Origin of the sequence: Streptosporangium sp. NPDC049376 (genome assembly GCF_044466505.1) — a bacterium.
GTDB lineage: Bacteria > Actinomycetota > Actinomycetes > Streptosporangiales > Streptosporangiaceae > Streptosporangium.
The window spans coordinates 698,138-716,564 of record NZ_JBITMT010000001.1; the positions used below are offsets into that span (position 1 = coordinate 698,138).

At 71.4% G+C, this 18,427-nt stretch carries 15 protein-coding genes; all 15 read left to right on the forward strand.

All coding sequences use genetic code 11. The features are described 5' to 3' along the window. The first annotated feature begins 282 nt into the window (after positions 1-282). The 15 genes from ACIBVQ_RS03190 (at position 283) to ACIBVQ_RS03260 (ending at position 18,312) form a co-directional block, all read left to right on the forward strand. On the forward strand, positions 283-2,094 hold the full coding sequence (locus ACIBVQ_RS03190) for a penicillin-binding protein 2 (RefSeq protein WP_352008997.1): 1,812 nt from the start codon (positions 283-285) through the stop codon (positions 2,092-2,094). 40 nt (positions 2,095-2,134) lie between these two features. After that, positions 2,135-3,679, forward strand: a complete 1,545-nt coding sequence (locus ACIBVQ_RS03195; RefSeq protein WP_362916594.1) for a UDP-N-acetylmuramoyl-L-alanyl-D-glutamate--2,6-diaminopimelate ligase — start codon at positions 2,135-2,137, stop codon at positions 3,677-3,679. A 12-nt stretch (positions 3,680-3,691) separates the two neighbouring features. Further along, the gene (murF, locus tag ACIBVQ_RS03200; protein ID WP_399175270.1) at positions 3,692-5,131 is read left to right on the forward strand and encodes a UDP-N-acetylmuramoyl-tripeptide--D-alanyl-D-alanine ligase; all 1,440 of its coding nucleotides are present in this window, start codon (positions 3,692-3,694) and stop codon (positions 5,129-5,131) included. Continuing rightward, positions 5,128-6,186, forward strand: coding sequence for a phospho-N-acetylmuramoyl-pentapeptide-transferase (gene mraY, locus ACIBVQ_RS03205; RefSeq protein WP_352008999.1), 1,059 nt, complete (start codon positions 5,128-5,130; stop codon positions 6,184-6,186). Before murF ends, mraY begins: the two co-directional genes overlap by 4 nt. Beyond that, positions 6,168-7,574, forward strand: coding sequence for a UDP-N-acetylmuramoyl-L-alanine--D-glutamate ligase (gene murD / locus ACIBVQ_RS03210; protein ID WP_362916547.1), 1,407 nt, complete (start codon positions 6,168-6,170; stop codon positions 7,572-7,574). The genes mraY and murD overlap by 19 nt, the downstream gene beginning before the upstream one ends. After that, positions 7,571-8,881 carry a putative lipid II flippase FtsW gene (ftsW, locus tag ACIBVQ_RS03215; RefSeq protein ID WP_352009001.1) on the forward strand — a complete coding sequence of 437 codons (1,311 nt, stop codon included), beginning with the start codon at positions 7,571-7,573 and terminating at the stop codon, positions 8,879-8,881. Before murD ends, ftsW begins: the two co-directional genes overlap by 4 nt. A 14-nt stretch (positions 8,882-8,895) precedes the next feature. Then, a complete protein-coding gene (gene murG / locus ACIBVQ_RS03220; RefSeq protein WP_352009002.1) occupies positions 8,896-9,984 on the forward strand; it encodes an undecaprenyldiphospho-muramoylpentapeptide beta-N-acetylglucosaminyltransferase in 1,089 nt (362 codons plus the stop codon). 271 nt (positions 9,985-10,255) lie between these two features. Next, positions 10,256-11,662: a UDP-N-acetylmuramate--L-alanine ligase gene (gene murC / locus ACIBVQ_RS03225; protein WP_352009003.1), complete on the forward strand. Its 1,407-nt coding sequence runs from the start codon at positions 10,256-10,258 to the stop codon at positions 11,660-11,662. A 31-nt stretch (positions 11,663-11,693) separates the two neighbouring features. Beyond that, positions 11,694-12,362 (forward strand): FtsQ-type POTRA domain-containing protein, encoded by a 669-nt coding sequence (locus tag ACIBVQ_RS03230; RefSeq protein ID WP_362778560.1) that lies wholly within the window; start codon positions 11,694-11,696, stop codon positions 12,360-12,362. Positions 12,363-12,586: 224 nt separating this feature from the next. Further along, positions 12,587-13,990, forward strand: coding sequence for a cell division protein FtsZ (ftsZ, locus tag ACIBVQ_RS03235; protein WP_399175273.1), 1,404 nt, complete (start codon positions 12,587-12,589; stop codon positions 13,988-13,990). Positions 13,991-14,080: 90 nt separating this feature from the next. Further along, positions 14,081-14,785 carry a YggS family pyridoxal phosphate-dependent enzyme gene (locus tag ACIBVQ_RS03240; protein ID WP_399175275.1) on the forward strand — a complete coding sequence of 235 codons (705 nt, stop codon included), beginning with the start codon at positions 14,081-14,083 and terminating at the stop codon, positions 14,783-14,785. Positions 14,786-14,905: 120 nt separating this feature from the next. Beyond that, entirely contained in the window at positions 14,906-15,409 is a 504-nt protein-coding gene (locus ACIBVQ_RS03245) for a cell division protein SepF (protein WP_352009006.1), read from the forward strand. A gap of 103 nt (positions 15,410-15,512) precedes the next feature. Next, a complete protein-coding gene (locus ACIBVQ_RS03250; protein WP_386190056.1) occupies positions 15,513-15,782 on the forward strand; it encodes a YggT family protein in 270 nt (89 codons plus the stop codon). A gap of 48 nt (positions 15,783-15,830) precedes the next feature. Further along, on the forward strand, positions 15,831-16,688 hold the full coding sequence (locus ACIBVQ_RS03255; RefSeq protein WP_352009008.1) for a DivIVA domain-containing protein: 858 nt from the start codon (positions 15,831-15,833) through the stop codon (positions 16,686-16,688). 58 nt (positions 16,689-16,746) lie between these two features. After that, positions 16,747-18,312: a hypothetical protein gene (locus ACIBVQ_RS03260; protein WP_399175277.1), complete on the forward strand. Its 1,566-nt coding sequence runs from the start codon at positions 16,747-16,749 to the stop codon at positions 18,310-18,312. Positions 18,313-18,427 lie beyond the last annotated feature (115 nt).

Here is an 18,427-nt window from a genome sequence, read left to right on the forward strand (position 1 = left end):
AGGCCCGCGAACGGGCAGCCGGGCCGTCCGCGCCAGGCAACCCCCCAGGACGGCTCCACGCGGGGCGGCAGGCCGGCGGGCCCCAGAACGACCGGGTCACGGGCGGAGGCCCCTCCCCCCGGGCAGGCACGCCAGGCGCGCCGGACGCTGGCGTCCGGGCCGGGGCCGGTGGGCGGCGGCCCCGCGCGACCGAGGGCGGCGGGGCAGGCACGCGCGGAGGCACCGGGCAGACCGGGCCCGCCGCGAGGCCCCAGGCCTCCGCGACCCTCACCCTTCTCCCAGATGGTCCAGGGGCTCGTCTCCAGAGCCGGCTGGACGGGTGATCCCGGCTCCGGCAGGGGCAGGCCTCCGGCGCGTCCGCCGGCCGTACTGCGCCTGGGCAACCCGGGACGGCGGATCAGCATCGGCCTGATCGGGATGACCTTCGTGCTGTCCATCTTCGCCGGGCGGCTGATCCAGCTCCAGGGCCTCGACTCCAAGGTCTACGCGGCCAAGGCGGCCGAGCGGATCAGGCCGGAGAAGCTGCCCGCACGGCGTGGGGCGATCACCGATGTCAACGGCCACGAACTCGCGCTGACCCTGGAGGCGCGCGAGATCTTCGTCGACCCCGGCGTGGTGACCACCCCGCAGCAGCGCGACCGGGTGGCCACGGCCCTGGCCGCGGAACTCAGTGTGCCCAAAGAGCAGATCATGGCGAAGTTCGCCGCGGGCGGCCGCTACCAGCAGGTGGCGGCGGCGGTCGACCCCGTCGTCGCCCAGCGGATCATGGACCGTGACTTCAAGGGCGTCGGCAGCAAGCACCGTTACCGGCGCGACTACCCGGGCGGTAACCTCGCGGGCACCCTGCTGGGCTTCATCGGCGCCGACGGCAGCGGCCTGAGCGGGCTGGAGAGCACCTACAACAAACTGCTCGCGGGCCGTGACGGGGAGCAACTCGTCGAGACGGGCGCCGGGGGGCAGCGCATCCCGATGACCGGCAGCACGCTGCAGACGCCGGTGGACGGCGGTAGCGTGCGCCTGACCATCGACCGCGACATCCAGTGGGCCGCGCAGAAGGCCATCGCCGACCAGGTCAAGGCCGTCGGCGCGCGCACGGGCAGCGCCATCGTCCTGGACGCGCAGAGCGGGCACGTGCTCGCCATGGCCAACGCGCCCGAGCTCGACCTGAAGAACTGGCAGAAGACCGCTCCGGAGGACTGGGTCAACCGCTCGGTGACGGACGTGTTCGAGCCGGGCAGCACCAACAAGGTCATCACGGCCGCGGCCGCCCTGGAGTCCGGGGCGGTCAACCCGGACAGCGTGTTCTCGGTCAGGGACAACATCCGCTGCGCCGACCAGGTGCTCAGGGACTCCCATCCGCACCCGGTCGAGCGGCTGACCTTCTCCGGTGTCGTGGCCACTTCGAGCAACGTCGGCACGATCCTGGCCGCGCAGAAGGTCGGCGACCAGAAGCTCTACGAGATGCTGAAGCGCTTCGGCTTCGGCACCAGGCCGGGCACCGGCCTGCCGGGCGAGGAGGCGGGACTGCTGCCCGACTGGCGCAAGTGGTCGGGCAGCCAGCGCTGCACGGTCGCCTACGGCCAGGGCGTCTCGGTGACCGCGCTGCAGACCGCCAGCGTCTACCAGACCATCGCCAACGGCGGGGTACGCGTGACCCCGCAGATCGTGGCGGGGACGACCGGCGCAGAGGGCGCCTTCACCCCCGCCGCGCCCGCCGGGCGGACCCGGGTGATCGGGCAGGACACCGCGGCGCAGATCTCGGGCATGCTCGAGGCCGCCGTGAGCGAGGAGGGCACCGGTAACCTCGCCGCCATCGACGGTTACCGCGTGGCCGGTAAGACCGGTACCGCGATGCGCTATGACGCCAAATGTCAGGGCTACTGTGGATACACTGCGACATTCGTGGGCTTCGCCCCCGCGGACAAGCCCCGCCTGGTCGTTCTCGCGGTGGTCCAGGACCCCCACAGGGGGTACTACGGTGGGGAGATCGCCGCTCCCGTCTTCAAGAAAGTGATGACGTTCGCGTTGAAGAGCAAGAAGATCCCGCCGACCGGAACCAAGCCGCCCGCGGTGCGGATACGCGCCGGGGAATGAGCAGGGAAGGTACGCTCTCGCCGTGCGTTTCCCGTCGTCCATGCGACCTTCGAACAACTCATCCCGCCCGCTCTCGGGACTGGCGAGCCTGCTCGGCGTGCCCTCGGGCGCGTCACGGGCGCCGCTGGCCCCGGTCTCCGGGGTCACCATCGACTCGCGTCAGGTCCAGCGCGGCGATCTCTACGTGGCCCTGCCGGGAAACACCTCCCACGGCGCGGACTTCTCCGCGCAGGCTCTGGCCGCGGGAGCCTGCGCGATCCTGACCGACCCCGACGGGCGTGAGGCGGCGGCCGCGACCGGCCTGCCCGTCCTCGTCGTGCCGGACCCACGCGCCGTCCTCGGCAGGGTCGCCGCCTGGGTGTACGGCAGGCCCGCCGACGCCGTGACGGTCATCGGTGTGACCGGGACAAGCGGCAAGTCCACGATCGCCTTCATGCTGGAGGCGGGGCTGCGGGCCGCGGGCCACCGGGCGGGCCTGATCGGCGGCGTCGAGATCCACGCGGGCGAGCTGTGCCTCACCCCGAAGCTCACCACTCCCGAGGCCAGCGACCTGCAGGGATTGTTCGCCCTCATGCGGGAGCAGGGCGTGACGGCGGCGGCGATGGAGGTCTCAAGCCACGCCCTGGCGCTGGGCCGCGTCGACGGGGTCTTCTACGACGTCGCGCTGTTCACCAACCTGTCGCAGGACCACCTCGACTTCCACAAGGACCTCGACGACTACTTCGCCGCCAAGACCCGGCTCTTCACCCCGGAGATGAGCCGGGTGGGTGTCGTCAACATCGACGACGCCCACGGCCGGGAGCTCCTGGCCGTCGGCAAGATCCCGATGACCACCTTCTCCGCGTCGGGCGCGGCCGAGGCCGACTGGCGGGCAGTGGACGTCCGCCTGGACGCCGAGGGCAGCGCCTTCCGCGTGGTGGGCCCGGGAGGTGTCGAGGAGGAGGCGACGGTGGCCCTGCCGGGGCCGTTCAACGTCGCCAACGCGCTGGGCGCGATCGTCGCCCTCGTCGAGTCGGGGGCGCCGCTGCGCGCCGCGATCGCGGGCGTCGCGACGCTGACCGGGGTGCCGGGCCGGATGGAACGGGTGCCGGGCGGCGACGGTTTCCAGGCGATCGTCGACTACTCCCACAAACCCGGCGCGGTCGAGTCGGTGCTGAACGCCCTGCGCGAGGTCACCACGGGCAGGCTGACCGTGGTGCTCGGCTGTGGCGGTGACCGCGACAAGGGCAAACGGCCGATGATGGGGGAGGCGGCGGCCAGGCTCGCGGACGTGGCCATCCTCACCAGTGACAACCCGCGCTCCGAGGACCCGCTGCGGATCCTCGCCGAGATGCTGGACGGGGCCCTCGCCGTGTCCCCGCACGAACGCGCACATGTGATCATTGAGCCGGACCGGGCCGCCGCCATCGACCTCGCCGTCGCCGGGGCGGGCCACGGCGACGTCGTCGTCGTGGCGGGCAAGGGGCACGAACAGGGCCAGTACGTCGGGGACCAGGTGCTCCCGTTCGACGACAGGCGGGTCGTCGCCGACGCGATCGTCAGGCGACGCGACCGGCCCGGGCACGCAAGCACGTATGGAGAGTAGGGAAGACTCATCATGATCCCGTTGCCGCTGGCCAGGATCGCCGAGATCACCTCGGGCGCCCTCGCCGGCATGGCCGATCCCCGTGCCGTGGTGCGCGGCCCGGTCGTCATCGACTCCCGGGCCGTGGAGCCGGGGTCGCTGTTCGTGGCAATCAAGGGCACGCGGGCGGACGGGCACGACTTCGCAGCCGGGGCCGTCGAGGCGGGAGCCACCGCGGTTCTGGCCTCCAGGCCCGTCGACGCCCCCGCGGTCGTCGTCGGCGACATCCTGGCGGCGCTCGCCGCGCTGGCCACCGCCGTGGCCGCCGAGCTGCCGCTGGCGACCGTCATCGGCGTGACCGGGTCGGCGGGCAAGACCACGACCAAGGACCTGCTGGCCCGGCTCGCCGCCAGGCTCGGTCCGACGATCGCCCCCGTCGAGTCGTTCAACAACGAGATCGGCCACCCCCTGACCGTCATGAGGGCCGATGAGGAGACCCGTTACCTGGTGCTCGAACTCAGCGCCAGGCACGCGGGTCACATCGCGGACCTCGCCCGCATCGCGCCGCCCAGGATCGGTGTCGTCCTCAACGTCGGAACCGCCCACCTGGGCGTCTTCGGCGGCAAGGAGGCCATCGCGCAGGCCAAGGGTGAGCTGGTCGAGGCACTGCCCGCGGACGGCGTGGCCGTACTGAACGCCGACGACCCGCTGGTCGCCGGGATGGCCGGGCGCACCGCCGCCCGCGTCACCTGGTTCGGCAGGGGGCCGCGGGCGGCGGTGCGCGCCGAGGAGGTGACCCTCGACGAGCGGGGCCGTGCCCGTTTCACGCTGCGCACCCCGTCGGGGACCGCGCCGGTCGCCCTGCGTCTGTACGGCGAGCACGCAGTGGAGAACGCGCTGGCCGCCGCGGCCGTCGCCTACGAGCTCGGCCTGCCGGTCGCCGCCATCGCCGAGGAACTGTCAGAGGCCGAGCCGCGCAGCCGCTGGCGGATGGCGGTCAGCGACAGGCCGGACGGCGTCACCGTGATCAACGACGCCTACAACGCCAACCCCGACTCCATGCGCGCGGCCTTCGGCGCCCTGGACGCCCTGGCGGGCGGCAGGCGCAGGTTCGCGGTCATCGCCGCCCTGCGGGAGCTCGGTGAGGACGGCGACGCGCTGAACGCCGAGGTCGGGCGGATGGCCGCGAGCTCAGGTCTGGAGGCCCTGTTCGTGGTCGGCTCCGACGCCGCCCCGGTCCTGGCGGGCGCGGCGTCCGTCACGGACGCGCCCGAGGCGGGGGCACCACCGGGGGCACCTCGGCAGGCGCTGCCGGGAAGACCGACCAGAGTCGTTCACGTGGCCGACGTCGAGGAGGCCTCGGCCGGGCTTGAGGCGCTGCTCGCCCCAGGGGACGTGGTGCTGATCAAGGGGCCGCGCGTCACCGGCCTCGAACGCGTCGCGCAGGCCCTGACCGGGGGTGAGCGCCAATGATGGAGATCCTCATCGCGGCGGCGGTCGGACTGCTGCTGTCGATGTTCGGCACTCCGCTGGCGATCCGTCTGTTCTCCAGGCGAGGCTACGGCCAGAGCATCCGTGAGGAGGGGCCCTCCGGCCACCACGACAAGCGCGGCACGCCGACCATGGGCGGAACCGTCATCGTGATCGCGGCGCTGCTCGGCTTCACCTGCGCCCACCTGTACAGCAGGACCCTGCCGACCCCCTCCGCGAGCCTGGTGCTGTTCCTGATGACGGGCCTGGGCGCGGTCGGTTTCCTCGACGACTTCATCAAGATCTACAAGCAGCGCAGCCTCGGCCTGCGCAGCGGCGCCAAGGCCCTGGGCCAGCTCATCGTCGGCGCCGTCTTCGCGATCCTGGTGACCCGCTTCCCCGACGGCCACCTGATCACCCCGGCCGACACCCGCGTGTCGTTCCTGCGGGACTTCGGGCCCTCCATCGGCATCGTCGGGTTCACGATCTGGGTGCTCATCATGATCGTGGGCTTCTCGAACGCGGTGAACCTCACCGACGGCCTGGACGGCCTGGCCAGCGGCGCGACCGGCGTCGTGCTCGCCTCCTACGTCCTGATCGGCAACTGGCAGCTGCGCAACAACTGCACCACCCAGCTCGGTCCCAACTGCTACTGGGTCCGTGATCCGCTGGACGTGGCCGTCGTCGCGGCGGCCGTGCTCGGCGCGTTGCTGGGCTTCCTGTGGTGGAACGCCCCGCCCGCCAAGATCTTCATGGGCGACACCGGGTCGCTGGCGCTGGGCGGTGTGATCGCGGGCCTGGCCATCACCACCCGCACCCAGCTCCTGCTGATCATCCTGGCCGGTATGTGCGTGCTCATCACCCTGTCGGTGATCATCCAGGTGGGTTCGTTCAAGATGACGGGTAAACGCGTCTTCAGAATGGCCCCCCTCCAGCACCACTTCGAGTTGTCCGGCTGGGCCGAGACGACCATCGTGGTCCGTTTCTGGCTCATCGCGGCCCTGTGCGCCGCCGCCGGTCTCGGACTGTTCTACGTGGAATGGATGCCGAAGCAGTGATGATCTGCGTCGCCGGACTCGGAGTCTCGGGCGCCGCCGCCGCCCGTGCCATGGCCGCCAGGGGAGAGAAGGTGGTCGTCGTCGAGAGCGGCGACGGCGAACGGGTCAGGAAGACCGCGGCCGAGCTGGCCGAGGCGGGCGTCGAGGTCCGCCTCGGCGCCTCCACGCAGGAGCTTCCCGAAGGCACCGGCCTGGTGGTCACCACCGGCTGGCCGCCGGGTCACCCGTTGATGCTCGCCGCGGCGCGGGCGGGCGTCGAGGTCGTCAGCGAGGTCGAGCTGGCCTGGCGGCTGCGGCCCGAGGGCGCCGCGCCGTGGCTGGCGCTGACCGGCACCAACGGCAAGACCACCGCGGTCAGGATGCTCACCTCGATGCTGAAGGCCGCCGGGCACCGGGCGCTGGCCGTCGGCAACGTCGGCACCCCCGTCGTCGAGGCGGTCACCGGCCCCTGGGACGTACTGGCGGTCGAGTTGTCCAGCTTCCAGCTGCACCGCTCGCCGGGTCTGGCCCCGCACGCCGCGGCCCTGCTCAACGTCGCCCCCGACCACATCGACTGGCACGGCTCCCTTGAGGAGTACGCCCGGGTCAAGGGGGAGATCTTCGCCAGGGCGGGCACGGTCGTCTACAACGCCGACGACGACTGGCCCGCCCGGCTGGCGCTGCCGTACCTGGGGGAGGGGCGGGCGGTGGGGTTCACCCTTGGCGTGCCGGGGCCGGGACAGGTCGGGGTGGTCGAGGACCTGCTCGTCGACCGGGCCTTCGTGGCCGACCCGGTCCGTGCGGCCGAGGAACTCGCCTCCCTGTCCGACGTCAGGCCCTTCGCGCCGCACAACGTGGCCAACGCCCTGGCCGCCGCGGCGCTGGCCAGGTCCTACGGGGTCCCCCCCGAGGCCGTACGGCGGGGCCTGCTGGACTTCGTCCCCGACCCGCACAGGATCGCGCACGTCGCCCGGGTCGGCGAGGTCGACTACGTGGACGACTCCAAGGCGACCAACCCGCACGCCGCCGCGGCCTCCCTGGCCGCCTACCCGTCGATCGTCTGGGTCGCCGGAGGGCAGCTCAAGGGCGCCGAGGTGGACGACCTGGTACGGCGGGCCGCCCCCCGTCTGCGTGGCGCGGTGCTGCTGGGCGCCGACCGTGAGCGAATTCGTCAGGCTCTGGCGCGACACGCCGAGAATGTTCCGGTGGTTGAGGTGGCGGGGCAAGACACTGGGGTCATGGACCGCGTCGTCACCGAAGCCGCCAGGCTCGCAGCCCCCGGGGACACCGTGCTGCTGGCTCCGGCGGGAGCCTCCCTCGACATGTTCGCCGGCTACCCAGCGAGGGGGGAGGCGTTCGCGCGGGCCGTACACCGGCTCGCGGACGGACGTGACGGCGGGCCGGAGTGAGCACCGCGGCGCAGGAGGACGTCGGGCGCCGCAGGACCGCGCGCCGCGCGGAGGCCGGGGGGACGGCGAGGACACACGAGCACCTGACCGCCTTCCGTGAGCTGCTCAACCGTCCCCTGACCTCCTACTATCTGATCCTCGGCTGCAGTGCGCTGCTGCTGGCCCTGGGTCTGATGATGGTGCTCTCCGCGTCGAGCATCGAGGCCATGCAGGAGATGGGGAGCCCGTTTTACTGGTTCTTCAAGCAGTCGATCTCGGTCGGCCTCGGCATCCCGCTCATGTGGATCTGCTCGCTGCTGCCCCAGCGGTTCTTCAGGCTCGCCGGATACCCGTTGATGGTCCTGTCGGTGCTCGCGCTGGTCCTGGTGCTGTTCGTCGGCACCTCCCAGCTCGGCGCGCAGCGCTGGATCGACCTGGGCCCCGTCTATCTGCAGCCCTCGGAGCCGGCCAAGCTGGGGCTGCTGCTGTGGGGCGCCGACCTGCTGGCCCGCAAGGCGCGGGGCGGGATGATCGAGTGGCGCAACCTGTTCATCCCGCTGATGCCGGGCACCGTGATCCTGGCCGTCATGGTCATGCTGGGCAGCGACCTCGGCACCACGCTGGTGCTGCTGTTGATCTTCCTGTCGCTGCTGTGGGTGGTCGGCGCCCCGCTGCGGCTGTTCGGCGGCGTACTGGCGGTCGCCTCGCTCGCGACCGTCATCATGATCAGCACCGAGGGCTACCGCTCGGACCGCATCGAGGGCTGGCTCAACCCGTGGGCCAACGCGCAGACGACCGGCTACCAGGCGGTCCAGGGACAGATCGCGATCGGCAGCGGCGGCTGGTTCGGGCTGGGACTCGGGTCGAGCAGGGCGAAGTGGGGCAGACTCCCGCACGCGGAGAGCGACTTCATCTTCTCCATCCTCGGTGAGGAACTCGGCCTGATGGGCACCCTCGTGGTGATCGCCCTGTTCGGTCTGCTCGGCTACGCGGGACTGCGGGTGGCGACCAGGGTCAAGGACCCCTTCGTCCGTCTGGCCTCCGCGGCCGCCGTCGCCTGGATCGCCGGGCAGGCGATCGTGAACATCGGGGCGGTCATCGGGGTGCTGCCCATCACCGGCATCCCGTTGCCCCTGGTGTCCTACGGAGGGTCGGCGCTTCTGCCGACCCTGGCCGCCCTCGGCATGCTGCTCTCCTTCGCCAAACAGGAACCCGGAGCGCGCGAGGCTCTCGCCCTGCGTGGCCCCGGACCGGTTGCGCGGGGCCTAAGCTGGCTTGGCCTGGGTGGTCCGGCGCGGAAACGACGGCCGGCCCGAGAGAGACGATAAGTGAAAGGACCGACATGAGGGTGGTCCTCGCAGGCGGCGGGACGGCCGGTCACATCGAACCGGCGCTGGCTCTGGCCGACGCGCTGCGCCAACTGGACCCGAACATCGGGATCACCTGCCTCGGCACCGAGCGCGGCCTGGAGACCAGGCTGGTGCCCGCCCGGGGCTACGAGCTACAGCTCGTGCCCGCCGTCCCGCTGCCCAGGGCCCTCACGCCCCAGCTGCTCACCGTGCCGGGACGCCTGGCCGGGGCCATCAACACGGCCGCGAGCATCATGGAGCGGGTCCAGGCCGACGTGCTGGTCGGCTTCGGCGGTTACGTGGCGACCCCCGCCTACCTGGGGGCGCGCAGACGTGGTGTGCCGATCGTGGTCCACGAGGCCAACCCGAGGCCGGGCCTGGCCAACCGGCTGGGCGCCCGGCTCACCGACCACGTGTTCACCGGGCACCCGAACACGCCGCTGCCCAAGGCGCAGCACGTGGGCATCCCGCTTCGCCGGGAGATCGTGGGGCTGGACCGGCTCTCCATGGGGGACAAGGCGCGTTCCTGGTTCGGTCTTGAGGCCGACCTGCCGACGCTGCTGGTCACCGGCGGCTCGCAGGGCGCGCGGTCCCTCAACGGGGCCGCCCTGGGCGCCGCCGCCGCGCTGCGCCGGGCGGGGGTGCAGGTGCTGCACGTCATCGGCCCGAAGAACACACTGGAGTACGAGCCGCCTCGCGGTGACCCGCAGTACGTCGTGCTGCAGTACGTCGACCGGATGGACCTGGCCTACGCGGCGGCCGACTTCGCGCTGTGCCGGAGCGGCGCGATGACCTGTGCCGAGCTGACCGCCGTCGGCCTGCCCGCGGCCTACATCCCGCTTCCGCACGGCAACGGCGAGCAGCGGCTCAACGCCGAGCCGATCGTGCAGGCGGGCGGTGGTCTCATGGTCGACGACGCGGACCTGTCGCCGGAGTGGATCATCCAGAACGTGCTGCCGATCCTGTCCGACCCCGAGCGCGTGGTCGCCATGTCGGAGGCCGCGGTGCGGATGGGCCGCAAGGACGCCGACGTGACGCTCGCCCGCAGGGTGCTGCAGATCGCGGCAGAGGCGAAGCGGTGAGCCGGGAGCGAGCGGGAGTGACCCATGGGCGGGAACGAGCCCGGCGGAGTGAGTGGAGTGGTCGGCTGAGGGACGAGGCCGGCCGCGGAGCGAGCGAGCGGGGGGAGTGACCCATGGGAGGGGAACGAGCCCGGCGGAGTGAGTGGAGTGGTCGGCTGAGGGACGAGGCCGGCCGCGGAGTGAGCGAGCGGGGGGAGCGGTTCATGGCGGGAAGGCGGGTCCTCGAAGGGCGGGAACGCCCGCGCGGCGGACGAGGAGGGGCGGACGAGCGATGAGCCTGGTCAAACTGGTCGACCCGGTCGCGGCCGAGGATCTCGGCCGGGTGCACTTCATCGGGATCGGCGGCGCGGGGATGTCCGGCATCGCCCGCATCCTGCTCAAGCGCGGCGTGCCCGTCTCGGGCAGCGACTCGCGCGGCTCGGAGCTGGTGACCGAGCTGCGCGAGCTGGGTGGCAGGATCCACATCGGTCACGCCGCCTCGCACATCAAGAACGTCGACACCGTCGTGGTCTCGACCGCGATCCGCGACTCCAACCCCGAACTCGGCGAGGCGCTGCGGCAGGGGTTGCGGGTGATCCCCAGGGCCGCCGCGCTGGCCTCCGTCATGGCGGGCCGTACCGGGATCGCCGTCGCGGGGACCCACGGCAAGACCACCACGACCTCGATGCTCACGGTCGCGCTGCAGAAGTGCGGCACCGACCCGTCCTACTGCGTCGGCGGCCAGCTGGTGACCACCGGTCTCGGCGCGGACGAGGGCGCGGGCGGGGTGTTCGTCGCCGAGGCCGACGAGAGCGACGGCTCCTTCCTCATGCTGGCCCCCGACATCGCGGTGGTGACCAACGTCGAGCCGGATCACCTGGACAACTACGGCGACCCCAGGGCGGTGTACGACAGCTTCGCCAGGTTCACCGAGCGGGTAGGACGATCGATGATCGTCTGTGCCGACGACCCCGGCTCGGCGGCCCTCATCCCCATCGCCCGCGCGCGCGGCCTGAAGGTGACCACGTATGGCGTGGCGGAGGAGGCGGACCTCAGGATCACCGATGTCGTCCCCGACGGTCTGGGCGTGTGCTTCACGATCGTCGGCCACGGGGAGGTCAGGCTCTCAGTCCCGGGCCGTCACAACGCGCTCAACGCCGCGGCGGCCGTCGCGGTCGCGGCGGAGCTCGGGGTGTCCTTCGACGAGATCCGGGACGGGCTGGCCGCCTTCACCGGGGCCAAGCGCCGTTTCGAGGCCAAGGGCGAGGCGGGGGGAGTAGCGGTCTTCGACAGCTACGCCCACCACCCGACCGAGCTGGCGGCCGACCTGCGGGCGGCACGTGACGTCGTGGCGTCCTTCTCCGGTTCGGGGCGGGTGATCGCGGTCTTCCAGCCCCACCTCTACTCGCGCACCAGGTTCTTCGCCGACGAGTTCGGCGTCGCCCTCGGCCTGGCCGACGAGGCGGTCGTCCTGGACGTCTACGGCGCCCGCGAGGATCCGGAACCGGGTGTCTCCGGCGCCATGGTCGCGGAAAGGGTGCCGCTCCCCGGGGAACAGGTGGTCTACGCGCCGCAGCGGGAGAGCGTCCCCGCCCTGGTCGCCGGGCGTGCCAGGCCGGGCGACATCGTGCTCACCATGGGCGCCGGTGACGTGACCGAACTCGGCCCCCTGATCGTGGCGGAGCTGGCCGTACGGTGACCCGGGCCGGGGGGCGGGACGGGGTGAGGCGGTGAACGGCGTGTGGCGGCCCGCCTTCCTGGCGCTGCTCACGGCGGGGGTGGTCGGCAGCGCCGCCTGGCTGGTGTTCCTCTCCCCTGTCCTGGGGGTGCGGGACATCCAGGTGGTCGGCAACCTGACCGTCCCCGCCGAGCAGATCCGGCAGGCGACGGGGGTGGCCGACGGCGCGCCGCTGGCCACCGTCGACGTGGCCGAGGTCACGGGCAGGCTCAGGCGGATCAGGCAGATCGAGTCGGCCTCGGTCAGCCGGGACTGGCCGGGCACCCTGAGGGTGAAGGTGGTCGAGCGCGAGCCGGTGGCGGCGATCCCGGTCGGCGGGAAGTTCGCGGTCGTGGACCGGCACGGCGTGGTCACCGAGGTCGCGGCCACCAGGCCGCCGATGCTTCCGCTGCTGCGGGTCGACCGTCCGCAGACGGGCGACCCGGCCACGTTGGCCGCGCTGAGCGTCATAGGCGCGCTGCCGCCGAGTCTGGCCCCGAGGGTGGCGGAGGTTCTCGCGCCCTCGTCGGAGACGGTCTCGCTGCGCCTCAAGGACGGCAGGGAGGTCGTGTGGGGAGGTCCCGACCGTCCGGCCGACAAGGCGGACATCCTCCTCACGCTGCTGAAACGTCCTGCCGACAGCTACGACGTGAGCTCCCCGGACGTCGTGACGGTGAAGTGATCCACGGCAGGACGGGCCTTCCGGGAAAAGGACGGCCCGCGACACGCCGGACACGCCTTGCGGCGCGGTTAGTTGACCCACCTGGAGGCAACTCCTACTGTCCGTATCACTCCTCAGGTTGACATAAATCTAAATCTCAACTTGAGGGTGAGGGTTTTGGAAACGACGGCACGGGCCCCGTGCCGCATGAAATGGCAAGTCAACGAGCGGAAAGGCCCCTCGTCGTGGCAGCACCGCAGAACTACCTCGCGGTCATCAAGGTTGTAGGAATCGGCGGAGGCGGAGTCAACGCCGTCAACCGGATGATCGAGGAGGGACTCAAGGGCGTCGAGTTCATCGCCATCAATACCGACGCCCAGGCGCTGCTGATGAGTGACGCCGACGTCAAGCTCGACGTCGGACGCGAACTCACCCGCGGCCTCGGCGCGGGGGCCAACCCCGAAGTCGGGCGCAAGGCGGCCGAGGACCACCGTGAGGAGATCGAAGAGGTCATCAAGGGCGCCGACATGGTGTTCGTCACCGCCGGAGAGGGCGGTGGCACGGGCACGGGCGGCGCTCCGGTCGTGGCCAACATCGCGCGCTCCCTCGGCGCGCTGACCATCGGTGTGGTGACCCGGCCCTTCAGCTTCGAGGGCAGGCGCCGGGCGATGCAGGCCGAGGCGGGCATCGAGACGCTCCGCGAGGAGGTCGACACCCTCATCGTGATCCCCAACGACCGGTTGCTGTCGATCTCCGACCGGCAGGTGAGCGTGCTCGACGCCTTCAAGGCGGCCGACCAGGTGCTGCTCTCGGGTGTCCAGGGCATCACCGACCTGATCACCACCCCCGGTCTGATCAACCTGGACTTCGCCGACGTGAAGTCGGTCATGTCCGGGGCGGGCTCGGCCCTGATGGGCATCGGGCACGCGCGTGGCGACGACCGGTCGGTCGCGGCGGCGGAGATGGCCGTCTCCAGCCCGCTGCTTGAGGCCAGCATCGACGGCGCGCACGGTGTGCTGCTGTCGATCGCGGGCGGCTCCGACCTCGGTCTCTTCGAGATCAACGAGGCGGCCCAGCTCGTCTCGAACGCGGCGGCGCCCGACGCCAACATCATCTTCGGTACGGTCATCGACGACGCCCTGGGTGACGAGGTGCGTGTCACGGTGATCGCGGCCGGGTTCGACGAGCCCGTGGCGGAGGACAAGAAGGAGGCCGCGGCTCAGCCACCGCCGCGTCAGCAGCCCCAGGCACGCCCGGCCCAGGCCTCCCCGCCTCCCTCCGTGGGCGTGCAGATGCGCCCGCCCGCGCCGACGGTGAAGGCCGAGCCCAGGGTGGAGCCGAGGGCCGAGCAGCCCGCCGCCCAGGTCAGGCCGGTGGTCAGCACGCCTCCGCCGTCCGTCGTGGAGACCCCGCCGCACCACACGCCCCAGCCGGTCCAGCACGTTCCCCACACGCCGCCCGCGGCTGAGCAGGCCGAGCCGCCCAGGGCGGAGGAGCCTCTCACCCCGCCGGTGTCGATCCCGCGTCCGGCGCCCGAGCCGCCTCAGCCGACCCCTATCTCCGCCAGGGTCCCCGACCCCGCCAGGCGGCGTCAGGTGGTCTTCGAGGAGCAGGAGGAGGAGCTCGACGTCCCCGACTTCCTGAAGTGACATTGCTCACGGCCAGGCGGGCGACGGGCCACCTGGCCGTGGCGGGAAGAATGGGCTCCGCCGGTTTCCCAGCGTTCGAGCGGCGGAGATGTGACGGAGACAACACGACGTGACGAGATCGCGGCCGGGATGGCCGTGGTCGAGACGACCATCACCGAGGCCTGCAAGGCCGCGGGCCGTATCCGCGAGGAGTTGACGCTCGTCGCGGTGAGCAAGACCTACCCCGCCTCCGACGTGCGCCTGCTGGCGTCACTCGGGGTGCGGAACGTGGGGGAGAACCGTGACCAGGAGGCCTCCGCCAAGGCCCGCGAGTGTGCGGACCTTGGGCTGACCTGGCACTTCATCGGTCAGTTGCAGACCAACAAGGTCCGTTCCGTGGTCGGCTACGCGGACGTCGTCCACTCGGTCGACCGCCCACGCCTGGTGACCGCGCTCAGCCACGAGGCGGTCCGGGCGGGCAGGGAGATCACATGTCTGGTGCAGGTGGCCCTGGACGACGACCCGGGGCGAGGCGGGGTCGTTCCCGCCCAGGTCACGACCCTGGCGGACGCCGTCGCAGAGGCCGGGGGGATACGCCTCGGCGGGGTGATGGCCGTGGCACCGCTGGGGCAGGAGCCCGGCAGGGCGTTCGCGAGGCTTCGGGAGATCGCGGAGGGCGTACGGGCGGACCACCCGGAGGCGGTCGTCATCTCCGCGGGGATGAGCGGTGATCTGGCGGAGGCCGTCGCGAACGGCGCGACACACCTGCGTGTCGGTACGGCGTTGCTCGGTCGTAGAAAGCCCTTCGTCAGGTAATGTCCCTCCAAGTGGACCTTGGCGTCCACATGCCCACACAGAGGTCGTTCGGTGGTGAGCTCCAAGGGGGTGCGGCTACCGCCCCAGACAGGTCGAGGTAAGGCGGAGGAAGAAGTAGCGATGGCCGGCGCGATGCGCAAGATGGCGGTCTACCTCGGTCTTGTCGAGGACGACCGTTATGAGAGGTACGACAGCTATCCCGACGACGAGTACGAGGATTTCGAAGACTCGCGTAGACCCGGCGAGGAGAGGCCTGGCACGGTCCACGACCGTGAGGACGAGACCGACCCGGGGGTTCCCGCCCCGAGGCCCTCGACGGCCGTTCTGGAGCGCCGTACGACCGATCTGGCACGCATCACCACGCTTCATCCCAGGACCTACAACGAGGCCCGTACGATCGGTGAGCATTTCCGCGACGGTACTCCGGTCATCATGAATTTGACCGAGATGGTTGACAGTGACGCGAAGCGCCTTGTGGATTTCGCGGCAGGTCTTGTCTTTGGCCTACACGGCAGCATTGAACGTGTTACCAACAAGGTGTTCCTGCTGTCCCCTGCCAATGTCGAGGTGACCGCTGAGGACAAGGCTCGAATAGCGGAACGCGGGTTCTTCAACCAGAGCTAGAGTTCCACCATGAACAGTTACCGGCCGGACGGGTCCGTACGAGACCGGGGGCGGCGGAGCAGCGGAATGGAGGTGGGTACGGGCCGTGGGGATCATTAGCGAGATCGTGGTCGCCGTCCTGTCCCTCTACCTGGTTCTGCTGATCGGCAGGATCGTGCTTGAGATGGTGCAGTCGTTCGCCCGCCAGTGGCGTCCCACCGGGGTCGTCCTGGTCCTGGCGGAAGTCGTGTACACACTGACTGACCCACCCCTCAAGTTCCTCCGACGTTTCATTCCACCACTCCGGTTGGGTACGGTGGCCTTTGACCTAAGCTTCACCATGCTGTTCATTGGGGTCTTGGGCTTGATCCAACTCGTGTCCGCGCTTCGTTGATCGGGTACCGTCCTCCGGACAGACTCCAAGCGCGCCAAGGAGACCGAAATGCCGCTGACGCCCGCTGATGTGCGGAACAAGCAATTCAGTACCACCCGGCTGAGGCCGGGCTACGACGAGGAGGAGGTTGACGCCTTCCTCGACGAGGTCGAGTCCGAGCTCGACCGCCTCATCCAGGAGAACGAGGAGCTCCGCGCCAAACTGGCGGAGTGCCTCAGGGGCAAGGTGCCCGGCGGGATGGGCATGGCCATGGCGCCCGCCCCGGTGGCCGAGCCCAAGCCCGAGATGATGATGCAGCAGCCCGAGCCGATCAGGCCCCCCGAGCCGGCGCCGCACCAGCAGCCCGTCCCCGTCGCGATGGGCATGCCCCCCGCCGAGGACAACATGGACACCGCCGCGCGCGTCCTCGCCCTCGCCCAGCAGACCGCCGACCAGGCGATCGCCGACGCCCGCCGGGAGGCGGACGAGACGGTGACCAGGGCCCGCCGCGAGGCCGACGACATCCTCGGGAAGGCGCGCCGCCAGGCCGAGCAGGTCATCGGCGACGCCCGCGCCCGCGCCGAGACGCTTGAGCGTGACGCCCAGGAGCGCCACAGGCAGGCCATGGGGTCGCTGGTGCAGACCCGTGACGAGCTTGAGCGCAAGGTCGAGGAGCTGCGCAGCTTCGAGCGGGAGTACCGCAGCCGTCTGAAGCTGTACCTGGAGAACCAGCTCGCCGAGCTGACCGTCGCCGCTGAGGGCAGTGGTGGGTTCCCGATCGTGGGCGGCCCGCCTGCGATGTCCCACGCCGGCGCCCCCGGTGTCCAGCCGTCCATTCCGGCCGCCGCCAGCCCGTTCGGCGGAGAGCCCGCGCAGCACTCGGGCGCCTTCCAGGGAGTCGACGGCCCGCACAACGACCGCCGCTGACGACCGCCGCCGCTAGGGTTTCGGGTCATCCGTCTGACCCGTATCCAGGAGTTCCTCTGTGATCCTTATCAGCGCTGGGCTGGTGCTCACGGCCATAGTCCTGCTCATCGCAGGGTTCGTGATGTCCCAGCCGTTCCTGGTCATGTGGTCGATCGCGGTCAGTGTGCTGTCCGCGGTCTTCCTGGTGATCGGTGCGTTGCTACGCCGCCACGAGTTGTTCCCCGCTGGCGGACGCGGCGGGGCAGCTCCGCCGCCCCCGCCGAGGGGAGCGGTCCCTCCGGGGCCGCCCGTGCCGAACCAGCCCGTCATGCGGACACCGCCGCCTACGGTGCCGCACGGTGTCAGGCAGACGGTTCCCGTCGCCCCCCAGCAGGGGCCGGGCCGTACGGCGGCCGCGAGGCGGGGTCACCTCGGTGACGACGCGATCGTCCTGGTGATCCCGGGCCGTAAGCGGTACCACGTCGCCGGGTGCCGTCAGCTGGCCGGACGGGATCATGAGGAACTCACTCACGAGGAGGCGCGGGAGGAGGGCTTCACGCCCTGCACCACGTGCCTGCCCGAGTTCACCGGAGGACTCCAGCAGGGAGCCCCGCCGGAGATTCGGGAACCCGTGTCCCCTTCCCCCCGGGGGCCGGGCTCCTCCGACCGGGCGGACGCCGCAGAGGCGGGCGTCCGTGACCCGGCCGGACTCGCCTCCCATGCCGCGGTCCCGCCGGACGTCCGCGACACCCCGGTGACCCGCCCCTACGTCCAGAGTCCCTCGGCTCCAGCCGAGCAGACCCGCAGGACGGAGCCGGAGCCGGGCCCCGCGCAGCCGCCCTCGGCAGGACAGCCGGATCGGCCACAGACCGAGGAACGGGTGGTACCGCCTCGCGCCGCGGAAGCACCCGTCCACCCCCAGCCTTCGCAGGCCCCCGCCTCCGGTCACGAGAAGACACAGGACTCAGGGGAGGCGGAGGACCCCAACGCCACCAGTTGGTTCAGCCGTGACATCGTCCGGCACCTGGTGCCCGACGACGCCTCGGCTGAGTCCAAGGAGCCCGCGACCGGCCAGGAGAAGAAGGGCGTCCCCGCCGAGGCAGGCGACCGGGAAGCGGCCGAGGCTCAGAAGGAGCCCGCGGAGCCCGCCCGGAAGACGACGTCCCCGGCCAAGGCGGCCGAGCCCTCCCAGACCGAGTCCGCTCCTGTGAAGCCCGCCTCCACGGAACCGGCCGTCACGAAGCCCGCCGACGCCGGACAGGCCCCCGCGGAGGGAACCAAGCCGGTGGAGCCGGCCGAGACCGGACCCGGGCGCGCCGGGCGGCCGGTGCCGGTCGGCTCCACCTCGGCGGCCCCCGAGCAGGCCGCCGTACCCGAGAGTCCCGCGAAGCCGGAGGCCCAGGCGCCGGACGCGAAGGAGACCGGAGAAGGCGGTGCCGCGCCGGAGAAGAAGCCGGACGCGGGCGAGCCCGAGATGGTCAAGATCATCGTCGGCACCCGCCGCTTCCACAGCCCCACCTGCCCCCTGATCAGGGGCCTGGACGCCATAAAGGGCGTCGAGGGCAGCGGCCTTGAGACCATCTCCCTTGCCGACGCCGAGGCGGCGGGCATGCGCAGCTGCTCCGTCTGCCGGCCGATCACCTGAAGAACCTGAGGGTCCCCGGAAGGCCCCGGAAACCCTGGAAGGCATGGTCTCCCGTGAGACGGACAAGGGGGCGGGTGGCGTATGACGCCACCCGCCCCCTTGGTTTCCCGAGCCG